The organism is Trichormus variabilis 0441, assembly GCF_009856605.1.
In the GTDB taxonomy this organism is placed as follows: Bacteria; Cyanobacteriota; Cyanobacteriia; order Cyanobacteriales; family Nostocaceae; genus Trichormus; species Trichormus variabilis.
In genome coordinates, this window is record NZ_CP047242.1 from 4,309,882 (window position 1) to 4,325,488 (window position 15,607).

Here is a 15,607-nt window from a genome sequence, read left to right on the forward strand (position 1 = left end):
GCTTTCGGTGGATATAAAGAATAGAACAGGAAATAAATCCGCAACAGACCTAATATTTTTTACCTGTTCTTTATTACCTGTTGCCTATTATCTGCCCTCCTGCCTCTTCTGAGAGTTAGACTAGATTAGATAAAGTGATGTCCAGTTATGGCAATTTTTGCTAGAAGAATAGGCTTAAATCAGCACTCAGCCTATGGCAGCAGACAAAGGGTAATTGTTATGAAAAATTTTGGGAAAAAGGCATTGATAAAACAGCAATCACCAAAGCGCGTTGCTTGGACTGGTGCTTTGGCAGCCAGTTTGATTATGTTACCAACGATGTTTGGCGGTAATCCTGTCTTAGCGCAAAAAGCAGAGCGTGAGTCTCTGTCATACGGAGAGTTGATTCAAAAAGTTAATCAAGAGCAAGTCAAAAGAGTAGAACTGGACGAAACTGAACAGATAGCTAAAGTTTATTTAAAAGGGCAAAAACCAGACGCACCACCAATACAGGTGAGGTTGTTGGAGCAGAACAACGAGTTAATTAACAGACTCAAAGAAAAAAATGTTGATTTTGGTGAGATTTCTTCTGCCAATAGTAGAGCTGCTGTAGGGTTATTAATTAACCTGATGTGGATTTTGCCATTGGTGGCTTTAATGCTGCTATTTCTGCGTCGTTCTACAAATGCTTCTAGCCAAGCAATGAATTTTGGCAAATCTAGGGCGCGTTTCCAAATGGAAGCCAAGACTGGGGTGAAGTTTGACGATGTAGCGGGTATTGAAGAAGCGAAGGAAGAATTACAAGAAGTTGTGACATTCCTCAAGCAGCCAGAAAGATTTACGGCTGTGGGTGCGCGGATACCTAAAGGTGTGCTGTTGGTGGGGCCTCCAGGTACTGGTAAAACTTTACTAGCAAAAGCGATCGCTGGGGAAGCGGCTGTACCATTTTTCAGCATTTCCGGTTCGGAATTTGTGGAAATGTTCGTGGGTGTGGGTGCTTCTCGCGTCCGCGATTTGTTTAAGAAAGCTAAAGACAATGCGCCTTGTCTGATATTTATCGATGAAATCGATGCAGTTGGCAGACAACGGGGTACGGGTATTGGTGGGGGTAACGATGAGAGAGAACAAACCCTCAATCAGTTACTCACGGAGATGGATGGTTTTGAAGGTAACACAGGCATCATTATTATTGCTGCAACCAACCGTCCCGACGTATTAGATTCAGCTTTGTTACGTCCTGGTCGTTTCGACAGACAAGTAATTGTTGATGCACCAGACTTGAAAGGACGCTTAGAGATTTTGCAAGTCCATTCACGCAATAAGAAAGTTGACCCCAGTGTATCACTAGAGGCGATCGCTCGTCGCACACCCGGATTTACAGGTGCAGATTTAGCCAACTTACTCAACGAAGCCGCTATCCTCACAGCACGTAGACGCAAAGAAGCAATTACGATTCTAGAAATTGATGACGCTGTTGATAGGGTAGTTGCTGGGATGGAAGGGACACCCCTAGTAGACAGCAAGAGTAAGCGCTTAATTGCTTACCATGAAGTTGGACATGGTTTAGTCGGGACGTTATTAAAAGACCATGACCCAGTGCAGAAAGTCACCCTGATTCCCAGAGGACAAGCACAAGGTTTAACTTGGTTTACTCCCAACGAAGAACAAGGGTTAATCTCTCGTTCCCAACTCAAAGCTAGAATTACTTCTACTTTGGCCGGTCGTGCTGCTGAAGAAATTGTCTTTGGTAAGCCAGAAGTGACCACAGGTGCGGGTGATGACCTGCAAAAAGTCACATCAATGGCAAGGCAAATGGTGACAAGGTTTGGTATGTCTGAACTAGGCCCCTTATCTCTGGAAAATCAAAGTGGCGAGGTATTTTTAGGACGCGACTGGATGAATAAATCCGACTATTCTGAAGAAATAGCTGCCAAGATAGATTCTCAAGTCCGAGAAATTATCAACACCTGTTACCAAACATCAAAGGAACTTTTGCAAACTAACCGCGTGGTTATGGAACGACTAGTAGATTTGTTGACAGAACAAGAAACTATTGAAGGTGATTTGTTCCGTAAAATTGTTAGCGAAAGTCAAAACCAAGTGGTTGATGAGCAATTGTCGATGGTAATGGGTAATGGGTAATTGTAGTGAAATCAACTGAGGACTTACGTACCCAGATTTTCTGCTGAGACCGGGTGTAAGGGTGTAAGGGTGTAAGGGTTTCAATCATTTATACCCCTATACCCTTAATTTTTTGTTTTCATGCTTAAGTCCTAAATCACATCAATCAGATTTCTATAGGAATTTACATTCGTAAGAAAAAACCAGAGAAATTACTCTCTGGCTGATTACAGACACAACAAAAATCTACTGAAAATTAACTTCGGTAATCACCTATGACAGCATGGTATAAGTTAAAAATACCATCTTTGGGAAATAGCAAATAGCCTACACAATGAGTAATTATCTGTGTTAACTATTGACTGTTTCTTAATTAGAATCTGCCTAGATTATGTAACCCCAAAATAATACCTACTCCCAGAATATGACCGAAAGCAGTGGTCGCAAGTAACGCAGGCGCACCAAAACCACCAAAGAATTTGGCTGAAGGTAAAGCTGGTTCTGCACTAGGATACTTGATGGTCTGCCTGCCGAAAGTAATGGCAATCACATTGGCAATAACCATAATAATCCCGATTGTAGGACTCCATTCCAGGGGGGTGGTTGCAGCAGCGAGTAAGGTTGAAGTTAACACCTGATTAGCTCCTGAAATTTATTAATGATTGACAATATAATCAGGATATTTCTCAACTAAATTCAAGAAGAATCCCTGTTTTGCATTATTATTTAACATTGCGTTTCATTACTTAATAAAAAATATTTTGTTTTTAAGAGATGCAGAGGAGAGGAAAGAGGGTTTAGGGGAAAAATAGAATGACTACGATAAATCTTTGGGGCTGTATCTATTGTGAGGGGATTTGATAGACTAGACACCGTGGATTTGTCTACTTGGGTAGCATTAGCAAAAACTAAGACAAATTGTGGACGAGTGGTTGAGCGCATCCCAAGATTAGCTGTGGCTGACACCGCTTGGTTTGCTGTACACATCTGTTGTAAATCAGGTAAATTCTACAGCGAAGGAGATACCAATTGTGTATTTCCCCTAATGAGTGTGATTAAACCTTTTACTTTCCTGTATCTATTGGAACACATGGGAATGGAAAAGGTTTTAAGCTGGGTTGGTGTGAAACCATCAGATGCGCCTTTTAATTCCTTAGAACAACTAGTGGCTGATGGTGGATATCCACGGAACCCGATGATTAATAGTGGGGCTATTACTCTCGCTGATAAATTACTAGGAGAGGATGCAGATTATAGCACGCGCTCTTTTTGCGAATGGCTAAACCAATTGGCAGGTAGTCAGATTCAGTTAGATGAATCTATGCTGGCTTCTGTCAGATTATCTCGCTCTCCTGCTAATCAGGCGATCGCTAATTATCTGGCAGAAAAGGGTTATTTAGGAAATCTTGATGTAGCACTTGATACTTATGAACAGATATGCTGTCTCTCTGGGACGGTTGAAGATTTAGCTTTACTGGGGAAACTCTTGGCTTTAGAAAGTAGCTCAATATCACCACAGCATCAACAGCTTGTTAACTCGGTCATGTTATCTTGTGGTTTATACCAAGCTTCTGCTGAGTATGCTGACAAAATTGGTTTACCGATGAAATCTGGGATTGGTGGGGGTTTACTCGCTGTAGTCCCAAAAGAAGGGGCGATCGCCTGTTATAGCCCAGCTTTAGATAGAATCGGTAATCCCGTAGGGGCGATCGCTTTTGTTGAGGTTTTATCCCGTTCTCTAGGTCTGTGCGGGAGATTTTCCCACCTTTAGCCAAAAACTAACGCTTTGGATGATCAGCCATGCTTAAGGTTTGGCGATCGCACCAGTTCGCCAGCCGACAACTGGGTTAATATCTTCAGCAATCGCTTTGTTCTATTGCTTGTACATTCCCCAGAGTAGTCCAAAATGGCTCTGATGCACTTTTCCGAAATATTGGGACATAAGGTTAGTTTGTGATTAGTTGTGAATTTTTCAACCCCCAACTACGTAATCGGAAACCCATAATTAAGAGCAGTGTGCCAAACAGGATGGTATAGGCAGCAATTAACCACAGAATAGCCAAAGCCTCCGCTACTGGCCAGGTAATCAATATGATACCGAAGATGAGAGAAAGAATTCCGGCTACTGCGGGAAGCCACTGATTGTCTATTGCTTGTCGTAGTTGCACAGATGTAAGAATCTCGAATATGCCTGTACAAATTGCCCAAGCAGCAATTAAGTAAAGTAATACAAATGCAGTGATCCCAGGGTAAATAAAAGCGATCGCTCCTACTCCAATACCTATGATTCCTTCTAGTAACAATAATTTACTATGATTGTCCTGTAACCGATCTTGAAATGCTGCGATCGCCAATAATATTCCCCCCAGCAGCCAAAAACTCCCAAACAGGTACACCAATGACTTTAAGGTCAGAATCGGCCAGCATAAAGCCACTAAACCAAAAATAATGGCGACCGCTCCCCGCGCCACCACTGTCCACCAATTGCGAGTTAGTCGTTTTCCCACACCCAGGGATTTATTTCTCATGATTTGAGTAAGTTATTCCCAACACACCTTGGCCATTATTTTCTTTACCAAGAAGCTATACACCGTTGTTCAACTTAGTATTGCTCGTCTGATATTTGTTACTGCCTTGTTAAACTCAGCTTAAATACTTCCTAATGGTCTTCCATCTGACTAAGGGTGCATGGTAAATATCTATCTGGTGGAAGAAGCAAGCAAAAAAAACTTCCAGATTATACCCCTACACCCCTATACCCTTCTCCAAACCCTTGATCTTTCGTTTTCATGCGTAAGTCCTATATATATGTCAGTCTGGTAATTGAGAATCGAACGCTTCTGCCTCCGTTACAATGTCTACTCAAGATTGGTTATCACAGTTGCAAAAACAGCGAGCGATCGCAGTCATCCGCGCCCCGAAACTGGAATTAGGGTTGCAAATGGCTCTGGCTGTAGCTTCTGGGGGAATACAGCTCATTGAAATTACCTGGAATAGCGATCGCCCAGGGGAATTAATCACCAAATTACGTGAGCAGTTACCGGAATGTATTATTGGTACTGGCACATTATTTAATTTGCAGCAACTAGAAGAAGCGATCGCCTGTGGGGCAGAATTTCTATTTACGCCTCATGTTGACTCAGTCATGATCAAAGCATCTGTCATCAAAAACATACCCATCATTCCCGGCGCACTCACCCCTACGGAAATTGTTAATGCTTGGGCTAATGGTGCAAGTTGTGTCAAAGTATTCCCCGTGCAAGCTTTAGGGGGGGCTGATTATATTAAAAGTCTGCAAGGGCCTTTAGGTCATATTCCCTTAATTCCCACCGGGGGGGTAACCCTGGAAAATGCCAAAAGACTAATCCAAGCAGGTGCGATCGCCGTTGGTTTAGGTGGAGAGTTATTTCCTCAGCAACTAGTGAAAGCGAAAAATTGGCAAGCGATCGCCCAATTAGCCAGGAACTTAACTCAAGAACTAAGCATTATAACCTAAAGCTTGGTAATAAGGATCAAAAATAAGTTTCACTCTCAAACAAAAAAGATGCCTTTCACCTATACCCCTACACCCTTAAACCCCTACACCCTTAAATTTTGAATTAGCGTAGTTTTCAGGATGAAATTATTGAAAAGCCACTGTTATAGTTGATTTCTCAAAATCGGCTTTAACTCCATGATTGATGTGTTTCAACTATGAAATCACTGATTTATCTCGACTGGAAACGTGGTTTAAAAATGTTCGTTGCTAGTGCAACATTATCCTTGAGTATGGTGAGTACCGGCTCTGGTGAAGCATTAGCAATTTCCACCCCACAAAAAATTGAAAATACTATCGAGACTTTACAAAAATCCGATCAACGTTGGATTCAAATTAATCTTGCCAATCAAAGATTAACCGCTTGGGAAGGTGGAAAACCTGTATATGCGATCGTCATTTCCTCTGGTAAAAGATCGACACCCACCCGCATAGGTTCTTTTAAGATTCAATCAAAGCATAAATCTACGCGGATGCGTGGTAGAAACTATGATGTTCCCAACGTTCCCTACGCCATGTTTTATAGCGGTAATTACGGAATTCACGGTGCATATTGGCATAAAAAATTTGGTACACCCGTAAGTAATGGCTGTGTAAACCTCGCCCCCAATCATGCTAAATGGCTATTCAATTGGGCATCTTTAGGAACACCAGTTGTCATTCAAAAGTAGTGCATACAAACAAAAAATCGTTACGGGCTATAACCTGTAACGATTTTAAGTTTTCAACCTACTATATCTAACAAAAATGTTGTGTGCGATTAGTGAAGTTGATCAAAAATAAAAGAAATTAGATTGAACGACGACGGCGAACTTTTATCATTCCAGTTGCTAATAAACCAAGACCCAACAAAGAAGCAGGTTCAGGTACGTAAGTACGGGGAGGGGGAGTATTTATCTTTATATTAGAGACGAATAATGAGGCATGAGATAAAGCTTTACCTGCATTTCCACTACCATCCAAAGCAACACCAATGGTATTGAAGATTCCCGTTAAGCCTTGAGAGAAATCATAATCTTTGAATAGGTAAGCGCTGTAACCATTACCTGCTTTGAGACTCACTACAAATGTGTTACTTGATAATGCTGATCCAAAATTAAATGCACCTGAGCTAGAGCCATTGTCTGCCGTAATCGCAAAGGGATTTGCGTCATCAGATTTGCCCGCTAAACTCCATTGCACGCCAGTACCAACAAAGCTGCTAAAGAGACTATCATCATTTAATTTAGAGAGCAAAGTACCTACAGCCCCTGTGTCGTTACCAGCATTTGGGCCGTCACAAGCTGTAGCTGAAACACCTCCAAGTGAAATATCAGCAATGCTGTCCATTAAAGAATTATTTGTCAATTTTAAGGAATTAATGTCTTGCTGTTATAGAGGCTAAAAAGCTTATACAGTAAGTATTTTAGGCTTTTTAGCCCTTTTATATTCTTTGAAGGCTTTTAAATAATTAAATGCCTTTTCTCTAAAAACTGACTCCTCAAAATTTAAATAATTAAATGCCTTTTCTTGAAAAAGTGGCACCTCTAAGCTTAAATAATTAAATGCCGCTTTAAGCGGAAGTTGCACGTTTGTGATACTTAAAAGCAGCAATGCTAGAAAAGAAAGTTAGCCAAGGTGAACAAAATAATCTGTTTGAGGTGACACCCATAGGCATGGAGTTGACGGCTCCCACTCAACAAGACCACAAAATCTTGATTGAGCAAATTGAGGATGCCCAGATGAAAAGAGAAATTCTCTTGAAAATGGATGCGATAGAGGATATCCAGACTAATTCTGATAATGGCAAACAGGAACGTATCAGACAGTGGGCGCAAAAATTAGGGAAGCATCCAAGAACCATTACCCGTATGTTGTCTAAGGCAGACATTGAAGGATTAGCAGCAATAATCAAAACCAAACGCGCGGATGCTGGTAAACGTAGAGGGAAAAAGCAGTGGCAGCCCAGCGTCGAGTATTGGGTGAATTTTATCGAAAAAACTTATAGAGATGGCAATAAAAATAGCCGTCGCATGAATCGCAACCAAGTTTACAACCAGGTGAAGGGACACGCCGAATTGGAATTAGGGTTGAAAGAGAGTGAATACCCAAGCCATGTGTTTGTTTATCAAGTGCTAGCTCCCTTAGTCGAAAAGAAAAAAGTCCGACATCCAGGGCAAGGTTCTCGGATTGTAATTAAGACAACGGCAGGAGAGTTAGTAGTTGAGCGTAGCAATCAAGTCTGGCAAATAGACCATACTCGTTTAGACACTTTATTAGTAGATGAGAATTTAGAACTAGCTGGCAGTCTCTACATTACTGTGGTCATCGATAGCTATTCCGGGTGTGCAATGGGGTTCTATCTGGGCTTTGAGGCAGCAGGGTCTCATGAAGTAGCACTAGCCCTGCGTCATGCGATTTTAGCCAAACAGTATCCGCCTGATTACCAAATACAACATGAGTGGATGCTTGCGGGACTGCCTGAATATATTGTCACAGACCGAGCCAAGGAATTTAGATCGGGGCATTTGCGACGAATTGCAATGGATTTGAATATTCAACTACGGTTACGTGCTTATCCACAGCAAGGAGGTCTGATTGAAAGCCTGTTTGATAAAGCAAATAAAGAAGTTTTGTCAATGCTACCTGGCTATAAAGGCTCCAATGTCCAAAAAAGACCATTAGATGCCGAAAAATATGCCTGTATAACCTACGAAGAATTTGAGAAAATATTAACTCGATATTTTGTTGACCACTACAATCAACATCTCTATCCTAGAGTCAAAAATCAGACACGAATTCAACGGTGGTGGGCAGGGTTAATTGGCAAACAACCTAAGCTATTAGAAGAACGCGAGTTAGATATATGCTTAATGAAGACAGTACCGCGCTGTGTGCAAGCGTATGGCTGTGTACAGTTTGAGTGTCTAATCTATAGTGCCACTTGGCTACAAAAGTTTGAGGGACAGCAAGTTACTCTCAGATACAATCCCAGCAATATTGTTACTCTCCTGGTTTATAGCGTGGAGAAGAACAATCAAGCGTCTGTTTTTCTAGGTACGGTAAAAGCCAGAGATTTAGATGAAGAACGTCTGTCCTTGAAGGAGTGGAAGGCAATAAAGCAAAAGGTTCGTTCTTGTGGTAAAACTATTGACCAGTCGTCAATTTTATCAGAGCGACTAGCTTTAAATGAGTTTGCTCAAGAGAAAATTAGGACTCTTAAACAACGACGAGCATCAGAACAAAAACGCATTAACCGCAAATCGGTTCAAAGCAAAGTCATTGAATTATTTCCTGAAGAAAACGAGACTACTGTTGTTTTAGAAAAGGAAACAGACGCTCCTGAGCTATCTCAACAATCAGCAATAAATTTGGTCAGTGAGCCTAAACAACAATGCGCTAAATCGAGTCAAAGCATTGCTTATGACTGGAACCAAATTATTGAAGAGAATTGGTAGCTTTTATGACGCAATCATCACCAAATTATCAACAATTTATAGAAGAACAAGAGCCTCAAACTTCTCCCGAAGCGCTATCAAAACATTCACCAGAAGTAGAATCTTTGATTGAGCGTCTAAGAAAAAGCGATACCTATTACCTTTTCATTCGAGACCGACAACTTTTCAATTGGTTAGATTTCCAACGTGAGTCTAGAGCTAATGGTTATGTTGTTGCAGTTAGTTGTGCAGATTTAAGAAAAGCTTGTCAATTTTATCGCTTGAGATATGTACGCAAACGTGGAACCTTACACACAATTCCTATGCCTGTTGTTTATGCACAAGTTCAGCAACCGGGTACGCCAACAGATTTATTTCTAGCAATTTTGTCAGAACTGAGTAATCCTTTTACGGGCGTATGTCAATTAAAACTCTTAAGAAATCGTACTTGGATGACACTTAGTTACTACAACGTTAGTGTGCTAATCATTGGGAATGCACATTACCTCACCTATCAATCTTTTAACGAGCTTGTTGAAATTACTCGCCATTTAAAAATTTCCGTAGTTCCTGTTGGTTCGCTTTATCTACATGAAATTCTCACTCGTCAAAGTAAGAAATATACAGATGTAGCCAATACATTCTTAGATTGGCATGAATTTAGCTCATTTCAAAAACAAGAAACAGCAGAAGTCATATCAAGTTGGGAGTCTCAAGTTCTAGATGGCTGGAAGCAACCATTAAATCTTACAAGTGATAGTGGCATTGTAAACATTCTTTATGAAAGGTCAGGGGGACAGGCTGAAACTTTATATGAAATGCTACGAAAAATTGCAATTTTCTCCCTAGAAAAGCCTGACTTAGCTCTAAATATTTCATCTTTAAAGTCCATTCTGTTCACTCGTAGTAAACCTGTTAACAGAATATCCACTTAGCTACTAAACTCAAACAGATAACCATTGTTAATGGAGTATCCTAGTTGAAAAGTCCCATTCGTCTCTAGCACAAGTTTGAGTTCCCCCACTTTCATAAAGGTAAGTCTTTTTAGATTTTTTAATCACCCGTTATTTTTAATATCGCTACATCTAAAATATCAACATCACTTTTTGGATAAGTAAAAAATTCAATATTCTGAAATAGCTTTTTCTTGGGTAAAGTTCCGTGCCGTTGTTTAAAAGCATCATTAGCATACAATTCGATATGTATGAGTTGATTATCAGTTATTTCTCTTCCTAAATATTTAGCTCGCTCTTTGACTAACCAATACTCTTTATTTTGAGTATTCATTTGTCGTTTTTGACTTTTTTGCTGATTACTAGCTATATGTTTATCCAGGTAAGAGGGCAAATGTTGTTCTAGGTACTTATCTACCTGTTGTTTAATCAGATGTTCCCAATCTATTTTTCCTGGATCTTTTATATTCCTTGAACTCTTAACTACTTCGTTTAAGGGATTATTTACATACTGGGAGATAAAATTAATTAGTACGGCAGTGGCTGTTGTACTGTTATCTCGACACTGGCGGGTGAACTTTTCCCAAAGTTCTACATCGCAGTTGAATGAAGCTAGTTTTTTATTACGTCCAGTGTTGCTCATATTTACGTCAAGTCTAGGTACAGTTAGAGCCGCTAAACCAGGCTCTAACAATGTTTTATCGTTATAGGTAATACCTATACGTTACCTAGATAACAATTCTCAAGTCACGCCCGCCAATTATGCCCTTTGGAATGCCCAAACTACTGTTTCCGTACCTGTTAGAGCATGATTTTACTATTGTGGGTGAAAAGTGACACTAATTCTTTAAAACTGGAATTTACCGAACTAGAGCTTGGCTCTCATTCCAAAGGACTCAAAAAATCGAGTGCCTGGACACTAATTCTTTAAAACTGACAAATAATTCTTTAATGTACAAATGCTGCATATTGCTGAAGAAGTTTGACCGCCACTGGTTTGACCTTGACCACTACTGGTTTGACCTTGACCACCACTGGTTTGACCTTGACCTTGACCACCACTGGTTTGACCTTGACCTTGACCGCCACTGGTTTGACCTTGACCTTGACCGCCACTGGTTTGACCTTGACCTTGACCACCACTGGTTTGACCTTGACCTTGACCACCAGCTTTAGCATACGCTGGTGCAACAATTGAGGCAGAAAGAATTCCAGTAACTAATAAGGCAGAGACGGATATACAAGAGAATTTGCGTTTCATGTGTGGCTAAAATTTAAATTTTGAGAAATTGGTATTGCTATTGGAGGAGTTAAGTTAACAGATGTTCTACTCAAAGTTTTACAGTCCGTCATAGTTTGAATTTTAATAAGTATTTCCTATATCAGCAATTGATTATCACCTTGCTTTATCATATTTTTAGAAAACCAAGCTTAAGTTTATTAATAGATAAAGATGTGACTGTATTTTCCGTATAAAGCTTGCCCGTCTTCATGTAGCTAATATATAAAAATTAGTATTGTTACTAATAGTTATTCAACCGAAGAAAATCCTTATTGAATGGTAATATTTCTATTTTTGATCAACCGTTAATTTACTAGTTTTTATTTAAGAAACAATTTATAAAGTAAATCTTAAGTAGTGGCGCAACAAGTTTTAAATATCTACAAAGCAAGACAATTACATTTATTTTGAAAGAAATGTCTACTGTGAATTTCCGGAATGTGAATCACTGAACATGAAGTAATTTATAGAAGAGGAAAATCTCGGAATCTGTCTCAAGGGAATTAGCGTAAATCCAGACTTTCGCTAAACTTTAATTCAAAAGCTCCTAGAATTACAACCGCTACAAAATGCCAAGATTTTTGTGATGAATCTTGGATATTGGGAACTTCAAAATCTAGGAATTGATGATGTTTGCATAATCAAGAAGGTGATGGGATATGCAAAGCTGGATTCTTAATATTTGGACACGTCGCTCAGGAAATTTGTTGACAGGTGCGATAGTTATGATGGTGGCTTTGCTTTCTGGGTTGCTACCCACGACAGCTGACCCCACTTCTGGGATATATAGAACCGCAGTAGTTGAGCAAAACAGCATTACTCAACCTCGGAGAATTGAAATTGATTTATCAGATCAACGCTTATTTGCCTGGGAAGGTAAAAAACTGGTGTATTCTTTCCGAATTTCCACAGGTAAGCGCTCCACTCCTACACCTGTAGGTCAATTTAAGATTAATTCCAAATATCGCACTAATCGGATGCGAGGGCCTGGCTATGACATTCCTAATGTTCCTTATGCTATGTATTTCCATCAAGGCTATGCTATTCACGGTGCTTACTGGCATAATCGTTTTGGGACTCCAGTCAGTCACGGTTGCGTAAATTTACCAGTCAAGTTGGCACGTAAGTTATACAATTGGACAACGCCAGGGACATTGGTAATAGTCCGACGATGAAGAGTAGTAAATCGGATATTCTTCCTCTGTTCCTTACCTTCATCTATTACTATTTAGTAGATGTTGTCAGGTTGATTGAGATATGAGAGATTACCTTTTGCGATCGCTACTTGTGAGCGGAGTCGTCATTGGCTGCGGATTTTCTCCATTGTCTGCTCAAGCACAGCAACAACAAGCTACTGATGTTCAAGTTGCTGCATTAGTGGAAGCATTAAGACAAGCTGCACCGCAAACTGGTAAAACCAACGATGGATTTTACAGTGCTTGGCAAGTTAAGCCGGAAACTCTCAGAGGTTGGTCGAGAACTTGTCTTAAAAAAGAAGTTACACCAACACAATTTGAAAATAACCCCACGTTAGCGCGTCAGGTAGTTTCTTGTATTACCCGTCGGGAGTTCAACCAGCAATTCCATGCTACCGGAAACAATGAAACTGCGGCTGTGCGTGGTGTAGCTTGTTGGTGGATGACTGGGGCATATACAGGCTGCAACACTGGTTTTACTGCTACCTATGTCCAAAAGGTGGTGGGACTATACCAGCAGCAGCGTTCCCAAGCCACAGCTAATACAGCAGGGCGATCGCGTTAATTAGGAGTTCCAAATCTACCTTACACAACATGGGTGGCATCTTGCCCACCCTAAATTTTCTTCATTTTGGATCTTGAATTGATTGACTCCCTACAATTAAAAATTCATTTAACAAGTACTGATTTGGTTGCAAATTAGTAGCAAAACGACTGTAAACAATTTGCGTTGTAGACGTATAAGAAAACCAATAAGTATCCTGAATGACTTGATAAGAATTACTGGAATCTGGTAAATCAAAATGAACTAATGCTAAATTGTTCAACCCAACTACTTCTCGCCCATCTTGAAACCAGGGAGATTGCCAAAATTTCAGGGGTTGTAACCATTGCCAGCGAGGATTTTTGCGGTTCCAGGGGGCGACAAAAGTAGACATATCTACTTGGCTATGGAGATTCTGGGCCTGTTGTCTTGGTATCCATTCCAATACACAATGCCAGTTAGGATTAGTGACTGCTTGACGACGGTGTAACCGTTTCGCCTTAACTTCCAGCATATTGGGTGGTTGATTCCAGCCCAGCCAACGGCGGATCTTTTCCGGTAAAAGCCATTGTTTTAGGCGTGTGTGAATTAATCTAGTTAGGGTCTCTTCATTTTTCAAAGCACTGGCGGTTAACTGGACTATGACAGATTGCCGTGGTGCATGGGGAATTGCTCCATAAGAGAAGCGGGCGGCACAACTGTAATGAATATCACCAGAGAGAATGATGACTTTTTGACGTTGCTCACATAAAGTTGTCAGGAGTTTTGCCAAGGCTTCAAAATGGATATTCCAGGAATCACCAACATCTGTAGAAAAAACTTTTTCACGCTTTAACTGCCAATGATGAATCCAATCGATCGCTTGCAATCCAAATACATTGGTAGGTGCAATCACAAAGGTGGTGAGATTTTGCTTGTCTGCATTTTTTTGTAATGGTTGCAGCAGTTGTTGCTTCATCGCACGGGGACATAACAACATGGGCGGGGCGATTGGTTTTTTGTCAGCTGGGTAGCCCCGCCATGTGCGCGTATCTAATACTATGACTTCATGACAATTGCTGGTGATTGTGTAGTGCCAAATCAGTGTTTCCGGATGTCGCTCCAGAATAAATACACCATCTTCTAAAACAAAATTGGGGAGTCCTGTGTTGGGGTTACAGCTAGGCATCCCGACATAACGAGCGATCGCCTGATCAGCTTCCATATCCTCTCCGGCTGATGCTGACCAATTCTCCGCCGCCGCCAGTAATTTTTCCCCAGATTGACCAGATGTAAACTGCTCTGGTGTGTTCCCCCAAGCTTGAAAGACACTGTATGCTAACAAAGCATTTTGTACAGTCCGCCGTCCCAGAGGATTGCCCAAAACCCGCAAACACCAAGCTTGATTTAAGTTCCAATCATCACTGACATCATGGTCATCAAAGACGGTGTACATGGGAATATTCGCCAGCGCCCGCCGCACCCGTCCCAGTGTGTAAATTAATTGTCGTAAATCAGCCACCGACTGATCCCAAATTTTTAGGGCTTGGCGATCGCTTGTTACCCATTTTCCTGGGGGAAAGGCCTCCGGCCAGCACACAGGAGACCAAGCCAGTAAATAAGCGGCGTAATATTCCCCCAAACTAAACAAATGACTGGAAACCTTCTCTGATTTATTATGCAATCCAGCCGTTAACTTGGCTTCTTCCGTCGCCACTTTTGCCCGTTCTCCTGGTGCTAGTTCCTTGGGAGTGCGATAACCTTGACCTACAGGAAGTTTTTCTTCCCAACCAAGCAGGGAATCGCCAAGATTGCTGGCGACCCATAAAAACGGATCTGCCACATCATCACCATAGATTTGATCACCCGTGAGGAATAACTGATGAGGACGGCGACGGGGTTGGTTGGCGGCTGATGCAATGAGAGAATCAAGCAAGGGTAAGGCATCTATTCCGTGTCCGTGGGGTTTGCGACAAGAAGCATGGATAATATGCAAATCTGCCAACGAATCTGGAGGAAGCACAAAAGTAGGTTTTTGATGCTCAAAGTAGCTAATACTGACTTGGGGAAAGCGATTGGAAAATAATGCTTGTTCTAGAGTCAGCACGCTGTGGTCAGCACAGGTGAACTGGAGGTCATAAGCATAAATACACTCATTAGTTAAACTAGCCCCCAAGGGAGACACGGCTGTAATCGCTACAATGTGCAGATATTTGCCTAAGGCAACAGTCAAGCGTTGTCCTTCTAATAAACAATTTCCTAACCTTTCACCATTATTTGTTGTTGCGTAAACTTTGAGTTCTACCTGACAAGATTTTTGCAGTGCAATCAGTACGGTGACTGATTTTGCTTCAGTATGTTGTAGCAATGGCCCCGCTAAAATTAACGGTAGTTCCTCGAAAAAGTCTTCAGCTTGGTTATTCATGACCAAAAGTTGCAGGTTTGAGAAATTGTTTGGACGATTCAAGTGAAATAGTATAAGTCCTAGAATTTAAAACTAGTTCATGAGTATGAGAACTTGGTTGACGAGTGTTTAAGACTCGTGAATGAGTGTTTGAAACTCGTGAATGAGTGTTTGAAACTCGTGGACGAGTGTGAGAAC

At 41.0% G+C, this 15,607-nt stretch carries 15 protein-coding genes; 8 read left to right on the top strand and 7 right to left on the bottom strand.

Translation table 11 applies throughout. The features are described 5' to 3' along the window. The first annotated feature begins 219 nt into the window (after nt 1-219). Nucleotides 220-2,121 carry an ATP-dependent zinc metalloprotease FtsH gene (gene ftsH / locus GSQ19_RS17575; protein ID WP_011319224.1) on the top strand — a complete coding sequence of 634 codons (1,902 nt, stop codon included), beginning with the start codon at nt 220-222 and terminating at the stop codon, nt 2,119-2,121. 352 nt (nt 2,122-2,473) lie between these two features. Here the strand turns inward: ftsH and psaK are convergent, their stop codons facing one another. Then, nucleotides 2,474-2,734 carry a photosystem I reaction center subunit PsaK gene (gene psaK, locus GSQ19_RS17580; RefSeq protein ID WP_011319225.1) on the bottom strand — a complete coding sequence of 87 codons (261 nt, stop codon included), beginning with the start codon at nt 2,732-2,734 and terminating at the stop codon, nt 2,474-2,476. A gap of 213 nt (nt 2,735-2,947) precedes the next feature. On the opposite strand from psaK, the gene GSQ19_RS17585 reads away from it, so the two are divergent. After that, the gene (locus GSQ19_RS17585) at nt 2,948-3,871 is read left to right on the top strand and encodes a glutaminase (protein WP_011319226.1); all 924 of its coding nucleotides are present in this window, start codon (nt 2,948-2,950) and stop codon (nt 3,869-3,871) included. Nucleotides 3,872-4,046: 175 nt separating this feature from the next. On the opposite strand, the gene GSQ19_RS17590 is transcribed toward GSQ19_RS17585, so the two are convergent. Further along, entirely contained in the window at nt 4,047-4,628 is a 582-nt protein-coding gene (locus tag GSQ19_RS17590; RefSeq protein WP_011319227.1) for an HdeD family acid-resistance protein, read from the bottom strand. A gap of 326 nt (nt 4,629-4,954) precedes the next feature. Here GSQ19_RS17590 and GSQ19_RS17595 point away from each other — a divergent pair, with 326 nt between their 5' ends. Together GSQ19_RS17595 and GSQ19_RS17600 are read left to right on the top strand one after the other, a co-directional pair. Then, nucleotides 4,955-5,596: a bifunctional 4-hydroxy-2-oxoglutarate aldolase/2-dehydro-3-deoxy-phosphogluconate aldolase gene (locus GSQ19_RS17595; RefSeq protein WP_011319228.1), complete on the top strand. Its 642-nt coding sequence runs from the start codon at nt 4,955-4,957 to the stop codon at nt 5,594-5,596. 197 nt (nt 5,597-5,793) lie between these two features. Continuing rightward, nucleotides 5,794-6,306 carry a L,D-transpeptidase gene (locus GSQ19_RS17600; RefSeq protein WP_011319229.1) on the top strand — a complete coding sequence of 171 codons (513 nt, stop codon included), beginning with the start codon at nt 5,794-5,796 and terminating at the stop codon, nt 6,304-6,306. A gap of 118 nt (nt 6,307-6,424) precedes the next feature. Here GSQ19_RS17600 and GSQ19_RS17605 read toward each other — a convergent pair whose 3' ends face one another. Next, nucleotides 6,425-6,964, bottom strand: coding sequence for a PEP-CTERM sorting domain-containing protein (locus tag GSQ19_RS17605; protein WP_011319230.1), 540 nt, complete (start codon nt 6,962-6,964; stop codon nt 6,425-6,427). A 60-nt stretch (nt 6,965-7,024) separates the two neighbouring features. After that, nucleotides 7,025-7,204, bottom strand: a complete 180-nt coding sequence (locus GSQ19_RS17610; RefSeq protein WP_153228523.1) for a hypothetical protein — start codon at nt 7,202-7,204, stop codon at nt 7,025-7,027. 23 nt (nt 7,205-7,227) lie between these two features. Between GSQ19_RS17610 and GSQ19_RS17615 the strand changes: the two genes are divergently transcribed. Beyond that, nucleotides 7,228-9,072: a Mu transposase C-terminal domain-containing protein gene (locus GSQ19_RS17615; protein ID WP_011316412.1), complete on the top strand. Its 1,845-nt coding sequence runs from the start codon at nt 7,228-7,230 to the stop codon at nt 9,070-9,072. Between the two features lie 5 nt (nt 9,073-9,077). Continuing rightward, nucleotides 9,078-9,986: an ATP-binding protein gene (locus tag GSQ19_RS17620; RefSeq protein WP_011316413.1), complete on the top strand. Its 909-nt coding sequence runs from the start codon at nt 9,078-9,080 to the stop codon at nt 9,984-9,986. 118 nt (nt 9,987-10,104) lie between these two features. Here GSQ19_RS17620 and GSQ19_RS17625 read toward each other — a convergent pair whose 3' ends face one another. After that, entirely contained in the window at nt 10,105-10,698 is a 594-nt protein-coding gene (locus GSQ19_RS17625) for a hypothetical protein (RefSeq protein ID WP_224312222.1), read from the bottom strand. 225 nt (nt 10,699-10,923) lie between these two features. After that, complete coding sequence (locus tag GSQ19_RS29775) at nt 10,924-11,265, bottom strand: hypothetical protein (protein WP_011319231.1); 342 nt, start codon at nt 11,263-11,265, stop codon at nt 10,924-10,926. Between the two features lie 680 nt (nt 11,266-11,945). Between GSQ19_RS29775 and GSQ19_RS17635 the strand changes: the two genes are divergently transcribed. Continuing rightward, the gene (locus GSQ19_RS17635; RefSeq protein WP_011319232.1) at nt 11,946-12,461 is read left to right on the top strand and encodes a L,D-transpeptidase; all 516 of its coding nucleotides are present in this window, start codon (nt 11,946-11,948) and stop codon (nt 12,459-12,461) included. Between the two features lie 82 nt (nt 12,462-12,543). Then, entirely contained in the window at nt 12,544-13,047 is a 504-nt protein-coding gene (locus GSQ19_RS17640; protein ID WP_011319233.1) for a hypothetical protein, read from the top strand. Between the two features lie 61 nt (nt 13,048-13,108). On the opposite strand, the gene GSQ19_RS17645 is transcribed toward GSQ19_RS17640, so the two are convergent. Continuing rightward, nucleotides 13,109-15,430 carry a metallophosphoesterase family protein gene (locus GSQ19_RS17645; RefSeq protein ID WP_011319234.1) on the bottom strand — a complete coding sequence of 774 codons (2,322 nt, stop codon included), beginning with the start codon at nt 15,428-15,430 and terminating at the stop codon, nt 13,109-13,111. Nucleotides 15,431-15,607 lie beyond the last annotated feature (177 nt).